Below are 24,087 nucleotides of genomic sequence, written 5' to 3'. Positions count from 1 at the left end.
CGGAGTAAGAATATGAAAATCATCATGATTGGACATGGCATGGTTGGCCACAAGTTTATCGAATCTGTACTGGAACACGCAGGTGATGATGTTGAATTAACCATTTTAGCTGAAGAGCCGCGTCTTGCTTATGACCGTGTGCATTTAACTGAATACTTCAGCAGCAAGTCAGCGAAAGACTTAACCCTGTGCCGCAGCGACTTTGCCGATGCATACGGTATAGATTTACGCCTGAGCACCAAAGCGGTTGAAATTGATCAGCGCAATAAAACGGTCACAACCAATCACGGTGATATTCTTTCTTTTGATAAGCTAGTGCTCGCAACAGGTTCATACGCTTTTGTGCCACCAATTCCAGGCAATGAACGTGAAAACTGCTTTGTGTACCGTACCATTGAAGACTTGGATGCCATCCGTGCCGCAAGCTTGAATGCTAAAACAGGTGTGGTGATCGGCGGCGGTTTATTGGGTCTGGAAGCAGCAAAAGCGCTGCGTGATTTAAACTTAGAAACCCATGTTGTTGAATTTGCACCACGCTTAATGGCAGTTCAGATTGATGATCTAGGCGGTAAAGTTTTACGCTCAAAAATTGAAAATCTAGGTGTTAAAGTCCATACGCAAAAAGCAACATCTTGCATTGAAGACGGTGCAAATGCGAAGCATGTAATGAAGTTTGGTGATGGTTCTGAACTGGAAACCGACATCATCTTATTCTCTGCAGGTATCCGCCCGCGCGATGAATTAGCGCGCCAAAGCGGTCTAGCGATTGGTGAACGTGGCGGTATTGCGATTAATGACTATTGCCAAACTTCAAACCCTGACATTTATGCCATTGGTGAATGTGCGCTTTGGCAAAATAAAATTTATGGCCTGGTTGCGCCGGGCTATGACATGGCGCGTATTGCAGCAAAGCATGTGATGGAACAAAACTGCACGCTTTTCGCTGGTGCAGATATGAGCACCAAGCTGAAACTGATGGGAGTTGATGTTGCATCTGTAGGCGATGCGCATGCAATGACACCAAATTCTTTAAGTTATTTCTATGCAGATGAAGCAGCTCAGGTTTATAAAAAAATTGTCGTGAATGCAGAGAAAACTAAGCTGCTAGGTGCAGTATTGGTGGGCTGTGCTAAAGAATACAATGACCTGCTGCAAATGATGCTGAATGGCTTAGACGTTCCTGAAAGCCCAGAAAGCCTAATCATGCCTGGCTATGCACAATCTGCAGGTAAATCGGGCGGAAGCGGTGTCGATCTGCTGCCAGACAGCGCAACGATTTGTTCATGTAACAACGTCTCTAAAGCAGATATTTGTTCAGCCATTGCTGACGGATCGACTTCTTTAGGCGCATTGAAAAAATGTACTAAAGCTGCAACAGCTTGCGGCGGCTGTGCGCCATTAGTCACTCAAGTACTTAAATCGGAGCTTCAGCGTCAAGGTGTAACTGTAAATAACCATTTATGTGAACACTTTGCTTATTCACGCCAAGAGCTCTATCACTTGGTACGTGTGAACGAAATCAAAACCTTTGATGACCTGATTCAACAGCATGGCCATGGTTTAGGCTGTGATATCTGTAAACCGACGGCAGCCAATATCCTAGCGTCATGCTGGAATGACTTTGTACTTAAACCAAGCCATGCGGGCTTGCAAGACAGTAATGACTACTACCTAGGCAACATACAAAAAGACGGCTCTTATTCAGTCGTGCCACGTATGGCAGGCGGTGAAGTTACTCCGGATGGATTAATTGCCGTAGGTCAAATTGCGAAAGAATATGGTCTATATACCAAACTGACAGGTGGTCAGCGTGTCGATATGTTTGGTGCACAAGTGCATCAGTTGCCTGAAATTTGGGAAAAATTGATTGCTGCAGGTTTTGAGTCTGGTCATGCATACGGTAAATCATTGCGTACAGTGAAATCATGTGTCGGCAGTACTTGGTGCCGCTATGGCGTAGACGACTCTGTGGGTTTGGCGATTTTCCTAGAAAACCGCTACAAAGGCCTGCGTTCACCGCATAAATTGAAAATGGCAGTATCAGGCTGTACCCGTGAATGTGCTGAAGCGCAAAGTAAAGATGTTGGCGTGATTGCGACTGAAAAAGGCTGGAACCTTTATGTATGCGGCAACGGCGGTATGAAGCCGCGTCACGCAGAGCTTTTGGCATCAGACTTAGATACGCAAACATTGATCAAATACATTGACCGTTTCTTTATGTTCTACATTCAAACAGCAGACCGTTTGCAGCGTACTTCTGTATGGCGCGACAACATGGAAGGCGGTTTAGATTACCTGAAAGATGTCGTTGTGAATGATTCGCTTGGCGTAGCTGCTGAACTTGAACGCCGTATGAGCCATGTTGTGGGTACATATCAAGATGAATGGCGTACTGCTGTAGAAGATCCTGAAGTACGTAAACGCTTTGTGACTTTCGTGAATGCAAAAGCAGAACAGCAAAATGATCCGCATATTCAGTTTGCATCCGTTCGCGGTCAAATCAGACCCAAAACAGAAGCTGAACGCGATACGACACGCATTCCAGTGGTTGAAGCTTAAGAGAATAACTAATTTAAAACTTCTTTTATTTGATTTACATCCTTATTCGGTTTCTCGCTAAGGCGAAAATGAAAAGATAGTGATCTAAAAGAAGTTTAAAAAGGATCAAGAATATGACAATTTTAAAAGAAATAAATGATTTAGACTGGTTTGATGTTTGTGCATTAGATGATATTACGCCAAATACAGGTGTGGGCGCACTGATTGAAAATCAGCAAATTGCGATATTCCGTGTCGGTGAAGAAAAGCGGGTTTATGCGCTGAGCAATCAGGACCCATTTAGCCAAGCCTATGTTATGTCCCGCGGTATTATTGGTGACTTGCAGGGTGAGCGTGTTGTGGCATCACCCATTTATAAACAGCATTTCAGCCTTGCTACTGGACGCTGCTTAGAAGATAAAGACCAAAAACTCTTGGTTTTTCCAAGCAAAATTGAAAATGGCCGTGTGCTGATTAGTCCAACTGCTCAAAAAACCTATATTACCAATAACGCGCCATCGTCTGAGTTGATGAAACTGGTTTTGGTCGGCAATGGCTTAGCAGGTATGCGTTGTTTAGAAGATCTGCTGGATATGGCGCCAGAGCGTTATGAAATTACGGTCATTGGTGAAGAACCTTGGGGTAATTACAACCGAATTATGCTTTCACCTGTGCTTTCAGGTGATAAAACCATTGAAGATATCATGCTGCATTCACATGCTTGGTATAAAGACAAAAATATCCGTTTTGTAGCAGGTGATGCGGCGGTACGCATAGACCGTCCGCGCAAGCAGGTATACACAGAAAAAGGCTTGGTCATCGATTATGACCGTCTGATTTTAGCAACAGGTTCTAAGCCGTTTATTCCACCAATACCGGGAACTGACTTCAAAGGCGTTTTAAGCTTCCGTGATATTTATGATGTCAACAAAATGCTGGACTACTGCAAAACGAAGAAAAATGCAGTGGTGATTGGCGGCGGTTTATTAGGGCTAGAAGCAGCTTATGGCCTGAAACAGCGTGGCATGAATGTTACTGTACTGCATTTGATGGACCGTATTATGGACCGTCAGCTGGATGAAAAAGCCAGCCTGATGCTGAAATCAGCGATTGAGCAAAAAGGCATTCGTATTTTGACTGCAGCGAATACCCAAGAGTTGATTGGGCAAGATGGTCATGTGACACAATTACGTTTGCAGGATGGCACGGTATTAGCTGCAGATCTTGTCGTGTTTGCAGTCGGTATTCGCCCAAATATTGCATTGGCACAAAGTGCAGGACTGCGCTGCGGCCGCGGTGTGATGGTGAATGACACCATGCAAACCTTTGACCCGAGTATTTATGCGGTGGGTGAATGCATAGAACACCGCAGCCAAACTTTCGGTTTAGTTGAACCGCTTTGGGGACAGGCATTCATTTGTGCATCGCATCTGGCCGAACATGGCAGTTTAACCTTCAAAGCGCCCACGGTTCCGACGCAGTTAAAAGTCAGCGGCTGTGATGTATTTTCAGCTGGCAACTTTGAACCGCAGGATGATTTTGAAGACATTATTTTGAATGATGAAAAGCGTCAGATTTATAAACGCATTATTATTCAAAAAGATAGAGTGATTGGCGCTGTGCTGTTTGGCGATACTGAAGACGGTGCATGGTATGCAGAATTGATTTCAGATCAAACTCCAATTTCAAGCATCCGAAACAAATTGCTGTTTGGTAAGGATTTTGCATTAAAGAAAGCAGGGTAACGGAATCGCCCTGATAAAAAAAGATACAAGATTTAAATCGTCATTGGATACGCGATAACGTCATCCGCTGTTGTTTAAGGCAGGATTGCAGATGAATAGTCATGTATTTGCAATACATCTGTTAGAAGCCGGTAGTGGACGAGTTCAGCGGATGACAATGGTTTTGCCTACTTTTCCCGAAAGAAAAGTAGGTCGAACCGAATGTTGACCTTTAAATATAAACGTAAATGAAAAGACACCGATTCGAGCGTGTTAAGTGTTTAAAAAAGTTTGGAAAAGGAGCCAGCAGAAGTGAATAGCATCCCGATAGTGGAACTGCATAGCTCCACAGAAAATAAAATTAAAACAACGCAAACCACTTGTCCATATTGCGGTGTCGGCTGCGGCGTGAGCGCAACAGTTGAACAGACAGCTTTAGGGCAAAAAGTGAGCGTGACTGGCGATGCGAACCATCCATCAAACTATGGCAAGCTGTGCATTAAAGGCAGTAACTTAGCCGATACGATTGGATTAGAAACACGTGTTTTACAGCCGATGCTTGGGCGTCAAACATCACCATTTCATACTCGTCAGGCTACTGATTGGAACACAGCAACAGCACTGATTGCCGAAAAATTTCAGCAATGTATAGATCTTTACGGACGTGAAAGCATCGCTTTTTATGTGTCGGGCCAACTGCTGACGGAGGATTACTATGCCGTTAACAAATTTGTCAAAGGCTATTTAGGTACTGCAAATATTGACACCAATTCACGGCTTTGCATGTCATCGGCTGTGGCGGCACATAAGCGTGCATTTGGTGAAGATCTTGTACCAGCAAGCTATGAAGACTTTGAACACACTGACATGGTTGTTTTGGTGGGTTCTAATACTGCTTGGTGCCATCCAGTGCTGTATCAGCGCATAATGAAAGCCAAAGAAGAACGTGATTTATTTGTTGTCGTGATAGATCCGCGTTTTACCAGTACATGTGAAGCTGCAGATTTGCACTTGCCAATTTTACCTGGCCAAGACGTTGCATTGTTTAACGGCTTACTTCAGTACTTAGTTAAAAATAATTATAGCGATCTTGAATTTATAGCGAGTCATACACAAGGTTTAGCTCAGGCTTTGCAACAAAGTGAATCAGAAGCATCTATTGAAGCTGTTGCAGAACGCACAGGTATTTTATTAGAAAAATTAAATATTTTCTTTGAAAAATTTGCCAAAACAGAAAAGGTCATGAGCCTATTTTCTATGGGCGTCAATCAGTCTTCACGTGGTGTGGACAAAGCCAATAGCATTATCAATTGTCATTTGCTGACTGGAAAAATTGGCAAATTAGGCGCAGCGCCATTTTCCATGACAGGACAGCCGAACGCGATGGGTGGCCGTGAAGTTGGTGGCTTAGCCAATATGCTGGCGGCACATTTAGACCTCGATAACAGAGCGCATCAGGCATTAGTACAAGAGTTTTGGCAAAGTCCTCATATTGCCAACAAGGCTGGGTTAAAAGCAGTCGATTTATTTCAAGCTGTCGAAAGCGGAAAAATTAAAGCCATTTGGATTGTGGCGACAAATCCTGTCGTTAGCTTGCCAGATGCGGATCAAGTCAAACGTGCACTTGAACAATGTGAGTTTGTAGTGGTGTCAGATATCTGCAAGGACACTGACACAACGGTATATGCAGATGTGCTTTTACCAGCTTTAGGCTGGGGTGAAAAAGACGGAACCGTTACCAACTCTGAACGCCGTATTTCACGTCAAACTGCATTTTTAGATGCTCCGGGTGAAGCTAAAGCAGACTGGTGGGCGATAGCGCAAATTGCGAAAAAAATGGGGTTTTCAGGTTTTGACTTTAAAAATAGTCATGAGATATTTATAGAACATGCAAAATTATCTGCGTATAAAAATGTACCCTTAGCGCAAAGAGCTTCGGCAGAGCATTTTCGTTATTTTAATCTTCAAGGCCTAACTGAATTAAGTTTAGAAGATTATAACCAATTTGCGCCAACCCAATGGCCTGTATGGCAAGCTGATCAAGCCGATGATGCTGTTAGCCGTTTGTTTGCCCAAGGCCAATTCAGCCATGCGGATGCCAAAGCTAAATTTGTGGCGACAGCCGCAATTAACCCTGTGCATCAGGTCTGTGGCGAATATCCTTTAATTTTAAACACAGGCCGTATTCGTGACCAATGGCATACTATGAGCCGTACAGGTTTGTCGGCAAACTTAAGTACGCATCGTGCAGAGCCGTATTGTGAAATTCATCCGCAAGATGCCTTGAAGTTTGGTGTCAAAGATGGCGAATTGGTTGAAGTTAAATCCAATTGGGGACTGTGCATCTTACGTGCACAAGTCAGCAGCAATATACGCCGTGGACAAGTTTTTGCGCCAATTCATTGGAATGATCAGGTAGCGTCCGATGCGAGAATTGGTAAAGTGGTTAACCCTGTGGTTGATGCGCTTTCAGGCGAACCTGAGTTTAAACACACACCTGTATTTGTGCAGCCGTTTTATACACAGTGGCAAGGCGTGCTGTACGTGCGTCAGGGCTTTGAACACATTGTGCAATCTACCATTCAAAATACGATTTGGTGGACTAAAGTCACCACAGCAAAAGCTACTCGCTATGAACTTGCAAACCGTCAAAAATTCAGCACTACAGCGCAGCAGCTGAAAAACTTGCTGCCATTTACTGACGAATCATTTGAATGGCTGAATTTAGAGGATCAAACGGCACATTTAAGCCATTCTGTGGTTCTGCAAGACGGTCATCTGATTGCAAGCTTGTATATTGCGCCTAGAGCATTGCTGCCTGATCGTGATTGGATTGCAGGCATGTTTAAGCGTGAACGGCTGAGCGCAATGCACCGCAAAGCGCTGCTGGCAGGTCAGCCAATGAATATGACCAACAGTGCAGGTCCGCTGGTGTGCAGCTGCTTTAAAGTCGGCAAAAATACCATTATCGAAACCATTAAAGAAAAGAATATTAGCCATGAAAAACAAGTCACAGCATGTTTAAAAGCCGGCGGTAATTGCGGTTCGTGCTTAGCAGAAATACGGGGTTTGATTAAAGCCTGTCAGACGGAGTACGCAGAATGATGAAGAAAATCACCAAATCAGTAGGCTATCCAGAAACAGACTTAGTCATTTTGGCGGGCGGTCAGTCCCGCAGAATGAACGGAATGAATAAAGTGCTGCAAAAATTTGATAATGAAATTCAGCTGATTAAGATCCATCAGCAGTTGAAATCACGGGTTGAAAATGTCTGGATCAACAGCCATCGTGACCATTCAATCTATGAATGCATGATTCCTTCAATAAAATTGTATAAAGATGATGAAGCAGGTTTTTTAGGTCCGTTGATGGGCATTAAAAGCGCGTGGTCACATGTACAGTCTGATTATGTTTTGTTTGTCCCGTGCGATGTGACCTATATCCCGAAGAAAGTGCTTTCTAGATTGCATCAGGCCATGCAGCGGCATCCCATGTGTGAAGTGGCTGTTGTGGAAATTAATGGTAAAGTACTGTATCCATTTTGCTTGCTGAAACGAAGCAGTCTCGCAACATTGCAGGCGCATCTTGATCAAAAACAGCGCAGTTTAAAAGGCTGTTTTGCCGAAATGCACATGCAAATTGCACGTTTTCAGAACTATGCACTCTTTTTTCACAGTATTAATTCTTTGGATGAGCTGCAGCAGTACCGTCAGCTGAATTTTCTCTAAAAGCTGTACCTTTTGCTGAGCTTTCATTTGAATTGATGAATTTGATGTACTGTTTTGAGTCAATAAAAAAGATCGTTGCTAATTTATTTAGCGATAAAGCTACCTGCTTTTGTCCTACTGATCGGTGTCTTAACGTCAATTTGTGTTTTTGATGTTGATCAAATGAACATAAATTATTGATATTGTTGATTAAAACATAAGAACTAAAGAACCTGTAAAAATATTCAAAAAAGCGCAAAGTTGGAACACTTCTTGCAATTTTTACTGCAAGAAAAGAGGGCGCAAAATTTGTACTGTGCAAAGTCAGGGCAAATGACAACGCCATGGAAGATAAACATGAACAGCATGACACAATTACAGCCAGTGACCATTTTTAAGGATCAGTTTGGCCGTGAAAAACGCAAATTGCGCATTTCAGTGACAGACCGCTGTAATTTTAAATGTGTCTATTGTATGCCTGAACATCCTGAATGGATGAAAAAACATAATCTTCTTAGTTTTGAATCCCTTTACAATTTTTGTGAGTTTATGGTGCTGCGCGGGATTGATCAAATCCGGATCACCGGCGGTGAACCTCTTATGCGTCAAGGCGTTGTACATTTTATTGAACAGCTGCAGCAGCTCAGAAAGCTAGGCCTTAAACGTATTTCCATGACCACCAATGCGCATTATCTGAAGCAATATGCACAGGCCCTAAAACAAGCTGGCCTAGATGGCATAAATATCAGCTTGGACAGTTTGGATGAAGCGCAATTTTTCCAGCTGACACAAAAACAATTACAGCCTGTATTAGACGGGATTGAAGCTGCTCAGCAAGCGGGCTTTGAAATAAAAATCAATGCTGTGTTAATGAAAGGTCTAAATGAACAGCAAATCATTCCATTAACAAAATGGGCGCTGCAACAAGGTTTCGAACTGCGGTTTATCGAGTTTATGCCGCTGGATGGTGATCAAAACTGGTCTAAAGCTGCGGTCGTTACCGAACAAGACATACTGGATAAACTCAAGACTGTTTTTGACGTGCAAACATTGCACGGTCAAGGTGCGTCACCAGCCAGATCTTACTTAATCAACGGCTTGCCTATAGGTATTATTTCAACCATCAGCAATTCTTTTTGCGGCAGCTGCGACCGTCTAAGACTGAATGCGCAAGGCGAGTTTTTTAACTGCCTGTTTGCCCGAAAAGGTTTAAATCTCAGTCATGAAATTCAGCAGCTGAAAAGCAGTAAAACAACAGAGTTAATGCCGCTCGATGCAATGGCTTTGCAGCAAAAATTAGGCAGTTATATTTGGCAGAAGGAGCAAGGCTTTCATGCCATAACAGCTCAATCCAGTCCATCTAGAAAAATCAGCATGCATATGATTGGAGGCTAATGATGAGTCAGATCACCATCAAAATAGAATCTTTTGGCGCTATTGAACGCCTGCTGCCAGCGAATTTAAGTCTGACTTGCTTGGCACAGCAATCAATTGCAGAGGTTTTACAGCAAGTTACAGATCAATTTCCGGAGTCATTCAGCATGCTTGAACGCTGCGCCTGTGCCATTGGGGAAGATATTGTACCAAGACAAACCGCATTGGTGCAGGACAGCACCGTTGTGCTGCTGTCACCTGTAGCGGGAGGCTGAATATGGAGCTCAAGCATATTTCACGCATACAAGATACGGTATTCAGCCAAGCTGATTTTGACAGCATTGAGGCATTTCCTGAATGCGGCGGTATCGGAGTATTTATTGGCGCGGTTCGTAATCACCATGAAGGCAAAGCGGTAAAAGCCCTGAAATATACAGCTTATGCGCCTGTGGCTGAGAAAATGATCCGACAAATTGAACAGGAAATTCAAGCCAAATACGACGTGTCATATGTACGGGTTGTGCATCGTATTGGCAGTTTAGATATTGGTGATACTGCAATTATTGCTATGGCTTATGCACCGCACCGCCGTGAAGCTTTTGCAGCCTGCGAAGAAGCGGTTGAACGTGTAAAGCATGAAGTGCCTGTTTGGAAAGAAGAGTTTTATATGGATGGCAGCAGTCAATATGTAGAGGGCTGCTGTATTCGTAAGGATCACGCGCCTGAAGTGGCAGATCACGAAACGAAGCACGCTCATGTTCATAGCGAGTCATGCGAACATTCACATCAAAATAGCCAGACCATGCATTTGAACGCCAATATTTACCAATGGCATTTATAAAACCCAAAATTCAATATTTTCAATATTACAGCTGAAAATGAACAAAATAAGGATAAAGCAATGAAAAATGTGGGCATGAAAGCGGAAAGTTACCGTACAGCCATTGCAACTGGAATACTGCATGCACCGCCACATTGCATTGAACTGCTGCGTAATGGCAATACAGAAAAAGGCGATGCGCTGAAAACCGCACGGATTGCAGGTATATTGGGCGCAAAACGCACGGATGAACTCATTCCGCTGTGTCATCCGCTGCCGATCTACCGTGCAGATGTTGAATATGAATTGTTTGAGGCGCATGTTGAAATTAGCGCAGTGGTTGAAACCATTGGCCCAACGGGTGTGGAAATGGAAGCTTTAACTGCTGTCAGTCTTGCCGGTTTAACGCTGTATGACATGCTTAAACCGCACTGTGAACCAGAGGATTTGTGCTTAGATCAAGTGAAACTGCAAAAGAAAAAAGGCGGTAAATCACATTTTACCCGTGTATTAAAAGAAAGCTTATCGGCATCAATTATTGTGCTTTCAGATACAGTTGCAGCTGGTAAAAAACCGGATACCGCTGGGCAAAATGTCCTCGAAATATTGGAAGAAGCAAACTTCAGCAATATCAGCTATCAAGTGATACCAGACAGTCCTGAACAACTGCTTGCCTTGATTGAGCAGCAAAAAAATCAATACCCGCTGATATTGACGGTTGGCGGTACGGGTTTAGGGCCAAAAGATTTAACTGTAGAAACGATACAGCCGCTGTTAAAACGTGAAATTCCGGGTTTGATGGAGGCTTCACGCAGTTTTGGTCAAAAACGCACGCCTTATGCTGCGCTTAGCCGTGGTGTTGCGGGCTATATAGATAACAGCCTTGTCATTACATTGCCGGGCAGCAGACAAGGCGCAAAAGAATCACTAGTTGCCATTTTACCTGCCTTGGTACATCTCTTTGATGTGCAGAAAAATATTCCCCATGCAGGAGGCTACCAATGAACCAAGCCGTATTGCATACAGGCTGCGGTGCTGAAGCAGGGCTGATTTCAGTGGACGAAGCACTTGCGCTGATTCAGACACATACGCAAAGTTTGGCGCATGAAACTTTGGCGCTTCAGCACGCTTTAGGCCGTTATTTGGCGACAGATGTACATTCACAAATTCAGCTGCCTTTATTTGCTCAGAGTGCTGTAGACGGCTATGCCATATGCGCAGCGGGTGAAATTAAAGCAGGCACGCAATTTGAGCTCATTGGAGAAATCCGCGCAGGGCAAACGGCTGAAATAAGCCTAAAAGCAGGGCAAGCTGTCCGGATATTTACTGGCGCACCGATTCCGGAAAGTACAGCAACTGTGGCGCGGCAAGAAATAGTGAAGGCGGATACACAGCAGATTGAACTGACTGCAGCCTTAAACCCGCATGCAGATATTCGAGATGCAGGTGAGGAAATTTCAGTTGGACAATGTTTAGCAGCACGTGGTCAAAAGCTGACGGTTGGATCAATTGCAGCGCTCAGTATGGCTGGTATTTCACACTGCGAAGTTTTTGCCTATCCGAAAATTGCGGTCGTAATTACAGGTGATGAAGTTGCGCAAAATATAGAAGATTACCGTGCAGGTAAAATATTTGATGCCAATGCGCCGCTGATTTCAGCATGGTTTCAGTTGCAGCACGTCCAAGTTGAAGTGATTCATATTGCAGATGAAAAACAAGCGGTTTTAGATTTATTCAACCGTTTAAAAGACAGCTTTGATTTAATTTTAACGACTGGCGGCGTATCTGTAGGTGATTATGATTTTGTTCGTCCCGCAGCCTTGGACATCGGTTTTCAGCAAATTTTTTGGAAAGTAAAACAAAAACCCGGCAAACCGATGCTGTTTTCACAATATCGACGTCCAGACAGCACCTCCTGTTATTTACTCGGACTGCCGGGCAATCCCGCTGCTGTTTATGTCGGCATGCAAATTTATACAGATACATTATTGAAAGCTTTGCAAGGTCAAACACCCCCGCTGGTCTGGTTCAGCGCAGTCATGACACATGACCTAAAAGCTGATGCACGTGAGCGGTTTTTAAGAATGTCGGCGCACTTTGATAAGCAAGGCAAACTGCAACTAACTAGCCTGTCTAAACAGCAGTCACATATGCTGAGCAATTTAATGCAAGCCAATTGCATTGTTCGGATTCCTGCAGGGCAGCCTGTGCAAGCAGGACAAATTCTTCAAGGCGTATTTATTCAGGAATAGGAGTTTGCTATGCGATTCAAATTTATTTTAGCAGCAGGACTGAGCTTCATTGCTGGCGCATCTCAGGCGGAAACAGTCAAAATTTATGCTGCAGCCAGTTTAAGCAATGCTATTGCCGATATTGCAAAGCAATATCAGGCACAGAATCCAGACATCAAAATTGTACCGGTATTTGGTGCATCTTCTGCTTTAGCCAAGCAAATTGAAGCCGGTGCACCAAGTGATCTGTATTTTTCAGCAGATGTAGACTGGATGAATTATTTGGTGCAGAAGCAGAAAGTACCTGCAAAGCAAGTGTTCAATATGCTGAGCAATGATTTGGTGCTGATTACGCCTAAAGCGGTGAATATGCAATTTAGGGCCGTGCCGCAGTTTAATTTTTCCAAGGCATTTCAAGGTCACTTATGTACAGGTCAAATGGAGTCTGTACCTGCTGGAAAATATGCACAACAAAGCCTAACCAAGTTGGGCTGGCTATCAAGTTTGAATGGAAGGATTGTCGGGACAGATGATGTACGTTCAGCACTGGCTTTTGTCGAACGCGGTGAGTGCCAAGCGGGGATTGTTTACCGTACCGATGCGATGATCAGTTCTAAAGTTAAAATAGCCGGGATTTTTCCAAACCATACCCATCAACCCATCATTTACCCATTGGCTTTAACACAGCAAGGCGCAGCTAAACCTGAGGCCGTGAAGTTTTACCGTTATCTTAAAGACCATGCGCAAAGCAAAATGCTGTTTAAGCATTATGGCTTTGGTGTGAAGGGCTAAAGCATGCTAAGCCCTGAAGAGTGGAGCGCCTTGTATCTGTCGGCTAAGGTTGCCATTTGCGCCACTGTATTTTGCTTACCATTTGCTATAGGGCTGGCATGGGTTTTGGCGCGCTATGAGTTTCATTTAAAATTTTTGGTCGAAGCACTTTTACAAATGCCAATGGTGCTGCCGCCGGTGGTTCTAGGATATTTGCTATTGGTGCTGTTTGGTTCAAATGGCTGGATCGGCAAGATGCTAATTGAATGGGGAATTCAGCTGGTTTTTAATTGGAAAGGCGCCGTTTTAGCATCGATGATTGTGTCATTTCCGCTGATTGTGCAGCCGATCCGTTTGTCTTTTCAAATGATCAATCAACAGCTTGAGCAGGTTGCAGGCTCACTAGGCGCACATCCTTTACGGGTATTTGTCTCAATCAGCCTGCCGCTGGCTTTACCAGGGATTTTAATTGGCAGCATTTTAGGCTTTAGCCGAAGTCTAGGTGAGTTTGGCGCAACCATTACCTTTGTCGGCAATATTCCAGATGAAACCCGAACCATTCCTATCGCCATTTATTCGCTGATACAGCAGCCAAATGGTGAAGAGGCCGCAATGCGTTTAGTGATCCTTTCATTGCTGGCGGCTTTTGGCGCATTGATTGCCAATTATTATATTTTACAGCGCTATCAGCGAAAACTCGGAGCCGGCCATGCTTCAGTGTGATTTTCAGTTTCAATATGCAGATTTTCAATTGCAGGCTCGGCTGCAGATGCAGGATCAGCTGCTGGGCATTATGGGGCCATCAGGCAGCGGCAAATCTACGCTGCTGAAAAGTTTGGCCGGTCTGCTGCAGCCCCAGCAAGGTTATATATCGCTGAATCAGCGTGAAGTGTTTAACATAGCGCAGAATATTAACGTGCCGATGCATAAACGCCGTATTGCGCTGATTTTTCAAAAAGCATGGCTTTTCCCGCATATGAATGTGCAGCAAAATCTGCAATATGCAGAGAACTTAGCTGCTCAGGAAAATGCACAATTTCAGTTTCAGCAAGTAGCGGATCTGCTTGAGTTGAAGCCACTGCTCAAACGGCGGGCACATGAACTATCTGGCGGAGAGGCGCAGCGTGTTTCCATAGGCCGGGCATTGCTGTCACAGCCTGATTTACTGCTTTTAGATGAACCGCTGACAGGGCTGGACCGCAGGCTGAAAGATCAAATATTGCCATTTTTAAACACGGTGAAAGAACAGTCAGCGCTGCCGATGATATATGTTACGCATCATGGCGATGAGTTAGATTATTTAAAAGCCCATATTTTGTATCTAGAAAATGGTCAAATAAGTTTTTAAATAAATATAAATTATATAAGTAATAACAGTGAATTAGATGAAAAAATGGTATTAAGCTGCATCTTAAAGTTTTGATTAGAACTATGAAAAACTCATTTTCTAGATTAAATTGTTACAAAACAAGGGAGAACACAGCGTTTTCCCTTTTTTATTCCTAATGATCTTGGAAATAATGATTTGTACGACTGACCGTGCAGACAGGGAATCTAATCGATGCATGATGATAGCTTAGCCACACATAATTCAACTGCAAAACTGGGTGCAGGGCTATCTAATCGGCATATTACAATGATCAGTATTGGTGGTGTAATTGGTGCTGGACTGTTTGTTGGATCATCTGCTGCGATTGCAAAAGCAGGGCCTGCCGCCGTTCTTGCTTATATAATTACCAGTATATTGGTTTTTTTAGTCATGCGAATGTTGGGAGAAATGGCAGTCGCTCAACCTGACACCGGCTCATTTTCAACCTATGCAAGAAAAGCCATTGGGCCTTGGGCGGGCTTTACCATCGGATGGTTATATTGGTGGTTTTGGGTTTTAGTTATTCCAATTGAAGCAATCGCTGGTGCAGAAATTCTGCATGCATGGTTTCCTTCAATATCAAGTGCTGTATTTGCGACATTCTTTATTGTGCTTCTCAGTTTAGCCAACTTTTTTAGTACTCGGAGTTTTGGTGAGTTTGAATTTTGGTTTTCTCTGATAAAAGTCTTGGCTATTGTAATTTTTATCGCCATTGGACTCACCGCAATATTTGGATTTTGGCCATTAGCACCTGAAGTGAGTGGTGTAGAAAATCTGTTTAAAAATGATGGATTTATGCCAAATGGTCTGGGTGGTGTACTTTCAGCAATATTGATTTCAGCATTTTCATTCTTTGGTGTAGAAATATTATCGATCGCTGCAGCAGAATCAAAAGATCCTGAGCAAAAAATTAAACGCGCAACCAATTTAGTGTTGTATCGGGTCATCTTATTTTTTGTGGTTTCAATTTTTATAACGGTTGCATTGGTTGATTGGCGTTCACCGCAATTACAACAATTAGGCACCTTCCAGTATGTCTTGGTCAGCTTAAATATCCCACAATCAAAATTGATTATTGATAGTGTGGTCTTTATTGCGGTTGCAAGTTGTATGAATGCCGCACTTTATAGTTCATCAAGGATGCTATTTTCATTGGGGACACGCAAAGAAGCACCTCAATGGGTCACATCAATTAATGCCTCTGGTGTACCTGCAATTGCAGTATTTGCATCGTCTGTAGTGGGCTTAATTTGCTGTGCAGTCAATTATTTATTTCCAGGCCAAGTATTCGGATTTTTACTGTCTACAACAGGTTCAATTGCCTTATTGGTTTATTTAGTGATTGCATTTTCACAGCTTAAATTGAGAACACAAATCGAAAAAAATGGAACTGAGGTCGCGTTTAAAATGTGGCTATTTCCATGGCTGACATGGGCAGTCATTTTGGTGATCTTAAGTGTGCTGATCTATATGTTTTTATCTCCAGCCTACAGTTATGAAACTTCATTATCTTTAGGTGTTACGACATTGGTGGTTCTCTGCGGCTTAGTTGTGACAAGAAAAGCTAAGTTGAAGAATGATTCCGAACTGAATTAAAAATAAAGGTTTCGCCGATAAAAATCGTAATCATGAACCAATGGATTGTCTTTAGCATGTGCCGTGTCAGGGGATTAAAGCGAATGCCTTACGTTATATCTCTATGGCAATCCATTTTTAAGACAAATTCAAAGATTCACTTGACCTTCGACCGACTCCAAGCTTTATAATCGTTAAAATTTTCTTGATTGATGCAATATGCGTTCTGCGACATGGATAACAGTCTTAGTTGGATTGTTCATGTTCCAAAGCCTTTGGAACGTGGCAGCCGCTTTCTGTGTGCATGAAGAGCAAACTCAAGTTGTTCAAAGCTATCATTTTGGTCATCATCAAAATACCTTATGCGTCAGCAGTGAAACCAATCCACAGCATTCGTTGCATCAAGCATCTGAATCCAGTAGCAAACCAGTCAAAAATACCGCTAACGATCTGCAACTCGGTGAAGATCATCAAGACCATTTACCGTCTATGACGCATTTGATTGTACAAAACCAACAATCGATTCTTTTTATTGCACATCAGAGCTTTGAATATTCGCCAAAATTTGTTTGGAAGAATCTTTATCAAGCCCCTGATTTATTACTGCAAACACCTCCTCCTGTTTATGCCCCGCTAATGGCGGGGTAGCCTAAAACATTCCCGCCACTTTTTTTAATAAATGAGTGGGAAAAATCATGTCTTTATATTTTATGGCGTTTATACGTCTAGGCTTAGCTGTCGGTATTTCGACGGCCTTACAAAGTACTTTTGCGGAAAATGTCAGTAGTTTTGAATCTGCATTTGCCAAAGTACAAAACTACCAAGCCCAAACTGATATTTGGCAACAACAACAGCAAATCTCTGATTTTAATCTGCGTCAAAGCAAGCTATGGCAAAACCCAAGTCTATCGATTGAACAAAATGGTTTTGGTAAAAATCAAGATCAAGAGCTCAGTATCGCAATCAGCCAGCCACTGGATGTATTCGGTCAGCGTAAAATCAATCAAGCACTCGCGAGTACCTCAGCACAGCAAATACAGTTGCAACAGCAAATTTGGAATGCGCAAAGTCAGTTGATTGTGAAGTTTGCATGGTCACAGCTAGCCATCGCTCAAAATGAGCAATCGATTTACGCTACACAGCTCAAACTCAGTAAATCTAATTTGGACAGCGCGCAAAAACGCTATCAGGCAGGCAGTATTGCTTTGGTGGATGTAGAGCGCGCTCAAATTGAAGCTTTGGAAATACAGCGTCTATACCAACAGGCGCTTTTAAAACAGCAAACTGTGGCGCGTCAGCTTTCTAATTTATGGGGTGAAACTACGTCGCAAATTGCGTTGAATAACAGCGTTACGCCTTGGCCTGAACAGAGCCAAAGTTTAGTTGAGCGTAATTTATCGGAAGGTTGGCTACAAAAATTGTATGCCTTGAATGTTCAGCAGGCAAATCAGCAAATTGAACATTTAAAAGTACAGGCACGTCCAAACCCAACCCTAAATATGGGCATGTCACGTACCAAGTCTCCAACAGATGCCAATGATACGGCCTTGGTACTTGGTGTGGATATTCCGCTGAATATTTTTAACCGCCAGCAATATGCCATTCCAATGGCACAAAAACAGCAAATTTTATTAAATCATCAGCAACAGCGCGAGTTAAAACAGCAAGTTTTGGATATTGCCAACAGTATTCACCAGCTTAAAGCTTTGCGTAATCAGTTTGATGCTATAGCCAGTCAGATTGGCTTGGCTGAAAATGTTCAAAACCGAACTTTGCGAGGTTTTCAGGCAGGGAAGTTTGCCATTACGGATGTACAGCAAACCACGAAACAACTCCAAGACCTTCGACTTAGCCAAATGCAAATTTTGGCGCAGGCTTGGCAGAGCGCACTCAATGCTGAAGCCTTAAGTATCGGCACCAGTTATGAAGAAATCAGCCGTTCAGATGCTTATAGCCAACTAAATAAAAAAGCCATTGAAGCATCCCAAACCCTCATCAACAGCGCATCAGCACAATAAGGCAGTCAAGCACATGAAAATTAAACAAGATGGAAAAATTTCACAGCCGTTAATGATTGCAGTTTTAATTGGCCTAACGCTAATGCTGTGTACTGCTATTTGGTTCAGTCAAAATAAATCCGATGCGGATAAAACTGAGCATGAAGGAGAACATAACGAGGCTAATAATAGTGATGCTGAAGCAGAACATGCAGAAGAAGGTGAACTGCATCTTACCGCTCAGCAAATGGTGGAACAAGGAATTAAAATTGCGACTGCGGAAAATGGTCTGGTCGAAAATATTATTCAATTGCCAGGTAAATTGGCCGTTAATACAGATCAGCAGGCACATATTTCCCCAAACTTCAGCGGTCATGTCGAACAAGTCAACGTAGCACTCGGTCAAACTGTACAAAAAGGTCAAACTTTAGCTGTGCTGTCAGTACCTGAATTGATTGATCAGCAAGCCAATTTACGTATGGCAGAAGCCAATTTAGATTTAGCCCGTCAAGATTATCAGCGTGAGCAAAAGCTATGGTCTCAAGGAATTTCTGCCAAACAGGACTTTCAGCGTGCTGAAAATGCCTATCGTCAGGCTCAAATTAGCGTACAGTCAGCACAATCGCGCTTACAAGCTTTGGGCGCGAATAGCGGTCAAAACGGACGATTTATTATTCGTGCGCCAATCGCTGGCGTGATTAGTCAAAAAGATATTGTGGTGGGTGAAAATGTGCAATTGGCAGACCAATTGTTCACCATCGAACAGCTTAAAGATTTGTGGCTGGAATTTAACTTAGCTCATCAATATTCCGCACAATTACAAACGGGTCAAAACGTCTCTTTCAAAATCAATGGCTCAGATCAGCTCTATAGTGCAGAGGTACAAAGCCTGACTTCACAGGCAGATGTGCAAACTGGACGCTTAGTGGTACGTGCCAAATTAAAACAACAATCTGTTGAGCTTCGCCCAAATGTGATGGTCAATGTGCTATTGGCTGATTCGGGCACTAAAAAAGCATTACGGGTGCAAAAGTCTGCCGTACAAAGCATAGAGGGAAAAGACAGTATTTTTATTGTCGAATCTGAGCAAAAAGGTCAAGTACATTTAAAAGCACAAGCGCTAAAACTTGGGCAAGCATCCAGTGATGGTCAATGGCTAGAAGTGCTTTCAGGTCTTGAAGTAGGGCAAAAGTATATTTCCCAAGGCAGTTTTTTACTGAAATCTGAACTGGAAAAAGACGAGGCTGGCCATGAACACTAATTCACAGAACCCGAACACAGATTTACCAAAGCCAGAAGGTCTATTCGAACGCATTATTCAGTTTTCAATTCAAAATGCAATTTGGGTGATGCTATTTGTTTGCACATGGATTGTCGTCGGGATTTACAGTTATCAAAAATTGCCGATTGATGCAGTACCTGATATTACCAACACCCAAGTGCAAATTAATACGCAGGCCAATGGCTTTACAGCATTAGAGGTGGAACAGCGGATTACCTATCCGATTGAAAATGCGATGGCAGGTATTCCAGATTTGGAGTTGACCCGTTCTATTTCCCGTTATGGGCTATCACAAGTCACCATTGTATTTAAAGACGGTACGGATATTTACTGGGCACGTCAGCAAATTAATCAGCGGGTACAGGAAGTTCAGTCGTCATTGCCAGCTCAGGTTTCTCCGACGATGTCGCCAGTTTCGACAGGTTTGGGCGAGATTTATCAATGGGTGCTGAAAGCAGAACCCAATGCAAAAAAAGCAGATGGTACGGCATATAGCGCGATGGATTTGCGTGAAATTCAGGACTGGATTGTGCGTCCGCAATTACAGCGTGTACAAGGTGTTGCCGAGGTCAACAGTATTGGTGGTTTTAATAAAACCTACGTGGTTTCACCTGATTTAAACCGCATGCAACAGCTGAACCTGTCATTAGAACAATTACAGCAAGCGCTTACAGAAAATAATGAAAACCGTGGTGCAGGATTTATTGAGGAAAATGGTCAGCAGTTAACAGTTCGAGTGCCGGGAACATTAAACACCATTTCAGATATTGAAAACACCATGATTGACAGCCCTAATGGCAGTCCAATTCGGGTGGGTGATATTGCACAAGTATCGATAGGGCATGATTTGCGCACAGGTGGTGCAACCTATAACGGCGAAGAAACGGTTTTAGGTATTGCCATGATGGCTATGGGACAAAATAGCCGAACTGTCTCGAAAGCTGTAGATGCCAAAATTAAAGACATTCAAGCCAGCTTACCCAAAGGGGTAAAAATTGAAACAGTGTATGACCGTACCACATTGGTGGAAAAAGCCATTAAAACCGTTCAAAAGAACTTGGTTGAAGGCGCAATTCTAGTCATCATCATTTTATTTATCTTTTTAGGCAATATCCGTGCAGCACTCATTACGGCCTGTGTTATTCCGCTGTCAATGCTGTTTACCTTAACCGGCATGGCACAAAAGAATATCAGCGCGAATTTGATGAGCTTAGGTGCGCTGGATTTCGGGATTATTGTTGATGGTGCTGTGGTCATTGTTGAAAACTGTATCCGCCGCTTGGCGCATGCACAGCAAACATTAAAGCGTCCATTAACGCAAAATGAACGTTTTAAAGAAGTCTTTTTGGCTGCACGTCAGGCACGCCGTCCGCTGATATTTGGACAATTAATTATTTTAGTGGTGTATTTGCCAATTTTTGCTTTAAGCGGTGTAGAAGCAAAAATGTTCCATCCGATGGCATTAACTGTAGTATTGGCACTTGTGGCGGCGATCATTCTGTCTATTACATTTGTACCTGCAGCTGTAGCGCTTTGGGTGAAAGGTGAAATTAAAGAAACAGAAAGCCGTTGGATGAATTGGCTGAAAAAGCAGTATCTTCAAATTTTAAATAAAGCCTTTCATTACAAGGCTGTAGTGATGACTTTTGCACTGTGTTTACTGCTCATTACTGGGCTTTTAAGCACCAAAATTGGCAGTGAGTTTGCACCACAGCTGAGTGAGGGTGATTTTGCAGTTCAGTTGATGCGCTCACCAAGCACAGGCCTAGAAGAATCATTAAAAATGCAGGAGAACGCTGAGAAATTGCTGCTGAAAAAATTTCCAGAGATTCAGGCTGTATTTGCTCGTACAGGTACAGCAGAAGTGGCAACCGATGTAATGCCTCCGAACATTTCCGATGGTTATATTATGCTCAAACCACGAAATGAATGGCCGAACCCTAAAGAAAGTGTGGATGAACTGCGTGGCCGTATGGTGGCTTATGTGGCTACGATTCCAGGTAATAACAGTGAGTTTTCCCAACCTATTGAACTGCGCTTTAATGAGTTGATCTCAGGTGTGCGTAGTGATGTGGGCGTTAAAATATTTGGCGATGATATGCAAGTGCTTAACACAGAAGCCACTAAAATTGCCAAAATTATGCAGCAAGTTGCGGGGAGTAGCGCCGTAAAAGTTGAACAAACCTCAGGTTTGCCTTTATTAAATATTGAAATAGATAAGGCTTTGGCTGCGCAATATGGTTTAAGCGTTAAATCTATACAGGATACTGTGGCAGCCAGTGTCGGTGGACAAAGTGTAGGGGAGATTTTAGAAGGCGATCGCCGTTTTGACTTTGTTATTCGTTTAAATGATCAAGACCGTAATGTAAGCACGATTTCACAACTACCGTTAAAGTTGCCAAATGGTGGCAGTATTGTACTCTCAAATGTTGCCACAGTGTCTAATGTAGATGGGATCAATCAAGTCAGCCGTGAAAATGGTAAACGCCGTATTGTAGTGACTGCCAATGTTGAAGGCCGTGATTTAGGTTCTTTTGTGGCGGATATGCAGACTCAGCTGAAACAATATGCATTACCAAGCGGTTATTGGATTGAATATGGCGGTCAATTTGAAAACCTTGCATCTGCCAAAGCAAGAATGCAAATTGTCATTCCTTTAGCACTACTGACCATCTTTATTTTATTAATGGCAGTATTTCATAATGTGAAAGAAAGTCTGCTGGTCTTTACTGGCGTACCTTTTGCCTTAACGGGCGGTGTATTGTTTCTTTGGTTAAGAGATATTCCGCTTTCGATGTCTGCAGGGATTGGATTTATTGCACTCTCAGGTGTTGCTGTGCTGAATGGCCTGGTCATGCTGACCTTCATTAAAGAACTGGGGGACAAGTATCCATTGCATGAAGCCGTATGGCAGGGCGCTGTACTTCGATTACGCCCAGTACTCATGACTGCCTGTGTTGCCTCTTTAGGTTTTGTACCAATGGCTTTGGCAACAGGTACAGGTGCGGAAGTGCAACGGCCTTTAGCCACGGTTGTGATCGGCGGTATTCTTTCTTCCACCTTGCTGACCTTGGTGCTATTGCCAGTGCTTTACCGCTGGCTTAATACAGCTCGATCTCAATAATCTAGACTAAGCAATTTTGATTAAAACGATATTGCATTAACCCATACGGTTCATTCATTAGACAGAATGGATCGTATGGACTTACGATTTATCAATATTTAAACACAGCTAAAATCAGCAAATCAGTATAAGCCGATATTCACCTACATTTTCTACAGGTGCGCGGTGTACACAAGGCAAAACTTGCTGTGTAGGATGATCCACCGCTAAACGCCAAAGATGACCATTGCCTAGATTTACAGGCACAGCATTTTCTTTGAGCTGATAATGTAAATCAAAAAAATATTCCGCTAAAAAATCATCAAATTCTGAGGTAGGGCCATCGTACAAATCTTTAAGTTGTTCTCGTATTTTAGGAATTAAGATTCTTTGTGTCACTTGATCATTTGGCACAATATCACTGGAAGCACCATAATATGTACATAAAAAGGTATCGGTAGCGATAGGTGATCGATCGACATGAAAGGAATAAACATCGGTTGAGATGAAATCGAATTCATCATCTCGTTCATAACATTTGAGCAAGTTCAACGAAGGTGATGCACCAAATTCTGTTAATTGTTGCAGATCATTTAAAATAACTTCTCTGGCTAAATGGCCTTGCGATGAAAGTGTTAACTTCATCAGATCATCTATAGAAATTTCGGTTATATTTTCAATCAGTTCGAGTTTTTCGACTATTTCTTTAAAGTCGCCTTGTATGCTGCGTTGCCAGCAAAGCGCATTCATTTGACCTTCGAAATGACTATGAATCAATTCAGAAAATGTAGTGACTACACCAATTTGAGGATGCTGGGAAAAAGTATTGCTCATAATAGGGATCAATTTAAATCTGAGGCGAAGATACTGCGTACAAGGAAGTGCTAGAAGGATTAAGCAGTTTTATTCTATCTTAAACCATAAACTGCTATACAAAATTATTCGAGCATAGGCATTCATCGTTACGCTTTCTGTTTGGCTTTTTGGCGTAAGACATACAAATATAAGCTTTCTACTTTTTCACGTGCCCAAGGTGTAGTACGTAAGAATCGTAGTGATGATTTAACGCTTGGATCTATGCAAAAACATCTAATTTCAATTTTGCGGCTTAAGCTTTCAAAACCACCGTAGTAATCCAATAATTCATCCAAGATGTCAGCAAGTTTTTTGCCGTGTAAAGGGTCATTGGAGGTGCTCATATTAGATCAATCATATTTTGGGAGACCATTATTATAACCTGAGCGAGTTGAAAAAATGAGAGGGTTTGAATTTAAACATCAGGAACGTCAGATTCGCCAATTGATAAGATTCTGATTTCGGCATAACGTATATTATGTTCATTAGCGTACTCGGCATCGTGAATGATAATTTTACAGATTCACGATGTCGAGCTGTGGCAACGGATGCGTTGTGTAGGCCACAGTCTTGGATATGCTATTTAACATAATATATATTATACGAACAAAAGGTGTAACTCCAAAATAGAAATGTCCGGTTTCTCCAAAGTAAAAATGTCCGCTTTTAGAATATGCACTTTTGCAATTTCGTTAGCGGACGGTTTGATATGTTGGTGTCTATGTCGGATAAAGAACTTAA

General features: G+C 42.7%; 20 protein-coding genes. 17 read left to right on the top strand and 3 right to left on the bottom strand.

Going from position 1 to position 24,087, the window contains the following annotated elements; all coding sequences use genetic code 11:
* Positions 1-12: 12 nt before the first annotated feature.
* The 4 genes from nirB to FTU83_RS08535 all read left to right on the top strand — a co-directional run bounded on the left by nirB (position 13) and on the right by FTU83_RS08535 (position 7,990).
* Positions 13-2,559 carry a nitrite reductase large subunit NirB gene (nirB, locus tag FTU83_RS08550; RefSeq protein WP_218945788.1) on the top strand — a complete coding sequence of 849 codons (2,547 nt, stop codon included), beginning with the start codon at positions 13-15 and terminating at the stop codon, positions 2,557-2,559.
* A 113-nt stretch (positions 2,560-2,672) separates the two neighbouring features.
* The gene (nirD, locus tag FTU83_RS08545) at positions 2,673-4,283 is read left to right on the top strand and encodes a nitrite reductase small subunit NirD (RefSeq protein ID WP_180027000.1); all 1,611 of its coding nucleotides are present in this window, start codon (positions 2,673-2,675) and stop codon (positions 4,281-4,283) included.
* 291 nt (positions 4,284-4,574) lie between these two features.
* On the top strand, positions 4,575-7,367 hold the full coding sequence (locus tag FTU83_RS08540) for a nitrate reductase (RefSeq protein ID WP_180106092.1): 2,793 nt from the start codon (positions 4,575-4,577) through the stop codon (positions 7,365-7,367).
* Entirely contained in the window at positions 7,367-7,990 is a 624-nt protein-coding gene (locus tag FTU83_RS08535; RefSeq protein ID WP_373685362.1) for a molybdenum cofactor guanylyltransferase, read from the top strand. Before FTU83_RS08540 ends, FTU83_RS08535 begins: the two co-directional genes overlap by 1 nt.
* Here the strand turns inward: FTU83_RS08535 and FTU83_RS08530 are convergent.
* Entirely contained in the window at positions 7,941-8,315 is a 375-nt protein-coding gene (locus FTU83_RS08530) for a hypothetical protein (protein ID WP_180106090.1), read from the bottom strand. The genes FTU83_RS08535 and FTU83_RS08530 overlap by 50 nt on opposite strands.
* Before the next feature lie 11 nt (positions 8,316-8,326).
* On the opposite strand from FTU83_RS08530, the gene moaA reads away from it, so the two are divergent.
* The 13 genes from moaA (at position 8,327) to FTU83_RS08465 (ending at position 22,512) form a co-directional block, all read left to right on the top strand.
* A complete protein-coding gene (moaA, locus tag FTU83_RS08525; RefSeq protein WP_180106089.1) occupies positions 8,327-9,364 on the top strand; it encodes a GTP 3',8-cyclase MoaA in 1,038 nt (345 codons plus the stop codon).
* Between the two features lie 2 nt (positions 9,365-9,366).
* On the top strand, positions 9,367-9,618 hold the full coding sequence (locus FTU83_RS08520; protein WP_180021849.1) for a MoaD/ThiS family protein: 252 nt from the start codon (positions 9,367-9,369) through the stop codon (positions 9,616-9,618).
* Positions 9,619-9,620: 2 nt separating this feature from the next.
* On the top strand, positions 9,621-10,184 hold the full coding sequence (locus FTU83_RS08515) for a molybdenum cofactor biosynthesis protein MoaE (RefSeq protein ID WP_180004420.1): 564 nt from the start codon (positions 9,621-9,623) through the stop codon (positions 10,182-10,184).
* Between the two features lie 60 nt (positions 10,185-10,244).
* Positions 10,245-11,168, top strand: coding sequence for a bifunctional molybdenum cofactor biosynthesis protein MoaC/MoaB (moaCB, locus tag FTU83_RS08510; RefSeq protein ID WP_180106088.1), 924 nt, complete (start codon positions 10,245-10,247; stop codon positions 11,166-11,168).
* On the top strand, positions 11,165-12,415 hold the full coding sequence (locus FTU83_RS08505; RefSeq protein ID WP_180106087.1) for a molybdopterin molybdotransferase MoeA: 1,251 nt from the start codon (positions 11,165-11,167) through the stop codon (positions 12,413-12,415). The genes moaCB and FTU83_RS08505 overlap by 4 nt, the downstream gene beginning before the upstream one ends.
* Before the next feature lie 9 nt (positions 12,416-12,424).
* The gene (modA, locus tag FTU83_RS08500) at positions 12,425-13,186 is read left to right on the top strand and encodes a molybdate ABC transporter substrate-binding protein (protein ID WP_180106086.1); all 762 of its coding nucleotides are present in this window, start codon (positions 12,425-12,427) and stop codon (positions 13,184-13,186) included.
* A gap of 3 nt (positions 13,187-13,189) precedes the next feature.
* Entirely contained in the window at positions 13,190-13,888 is a 699-nt protein-coding gene (gene modB, locus FTU83_RS08495) for a molybdate ABC transporter permease subunit (RefSeq protein WP_180027004.1), read from the top strand.
* Positions 13,875-14,513: an ATP-binding cassette domain-containing protein gene (locus FTU83_RS08490; protein WP_180106085.1), complete on the top strand. Its 639-nt coding sequence runs from the start codon at positions 13,875-13,877 to the stop codon at positions 14,511-14,513. The genes modB and FTU83_RS08490 overlap by 14 nt, the downstream gene beginning before the upstream one ends.
* A gap of 213 nt (positions 14,514-14,726) precedes the next feature.
* Complete coding sequence (locus FTU83_RS08485) at positions 14,727-16,130, top strand: amino acid permease (RefSeq protein WP_180106084.1); 1,404 nt, start codon at positions 14,727-14,729, stop codon at positions 16,128-16,130.
* Positions 16,131-16,328: 198 nt separating this feature from the next.
* A complete protein-coding gene (locus FTU83_RS08480) occupies positions 16,329-16,757 on the top strand; it encodes a cation efflux protein, CzcI-like (protein WP_218945786.1) in 429 nt (142 codons plus the stop codon).
* 47 nt (positions 16,758-16,804) lie between these two features.
* On the top strand, positions 16,805-18,127 hold the full coding sequence (locus tag FTU83_RS08475) for a TolC family protein (protein ID WP_180106083.1): 1,323 nt from the start codon (positions 16,805-16,807) through the stop codon (positions 18,125-18,127).
* A 13-nt stretch (positions 18,128-18,140) separates the two neighbouring features.
* On the top strand, positions 18,141-19,367 hold the full coding sequence (locus FTU83_RS08470; RefSeq protein ID WP_180106082.1) for an efflux RND transporter periplasmic adaptor subunit: 1,227 nt from the start codon (positions 18,141-18,143) through the stop codon (positions 19,365-19,367).
* Positions 19,357-22,512, top strand: a complete 3,156-nt coding sequence (locus FTU83_RS08465) for an efflux RND transporter permease subunit (protein ID WP_180106081.1) — start codon at positions 19,357-19,359, stop codon at positions 22,510-22,512. Before FTU83_RS08470 ends, FTU83_RS08465 begins: the two co-directional genes overlap by 11 nt.
* A 114-nt stretch (positions 22,513-22,626) precedes the next feature.
* Here FTU83_RS08465 and FTU83_RS08460 read toward each other — a convergent pair whose 3' ends face one another.
* Both FTU83_RS08460 and FTU83_RS08455 read right to left on the bottom strand, forming a co-directional pair.
* Entirely contained in the window at positions 22,627-23,325 is a 699-nt protein-coding gene (locus FTU83_RS08460; protein WP_180004439.1) for a DUF1826 domain-containing protein, read from the bottom strand.
* A 128-nt stretch (positions 23,326-23,453) separates the two neighbouring features.
* Complete coding sequence (locus tag FTU83_RS08455) at positions 23,454-23,690, bottom strand: VF530 family DNA-binding protein (protein WP_180004441.1); 237 nt, start codon at positions 23,688-23,690, stop codon at positions 23,454-23,456.
* Positions 23,691-24,087 lie beyond the last annotated feature (397 nt).

Origin of the sequence: Acinetobacter sp. YH12152, from assembly GCF_013418285.1 — a bacterium.
GTDB lineage: Bacteria > Pseudomonadota > Gammaproteobacteria > Pseudomonadales > Moraxellaceae > Acinetobacter > Acinetobacter amyesii.
The sequence above is the reverse complement of the archived record's forward strand: the minus strand, read 5'-3'. Positions and strand labels throughout refer to the sequence as shown.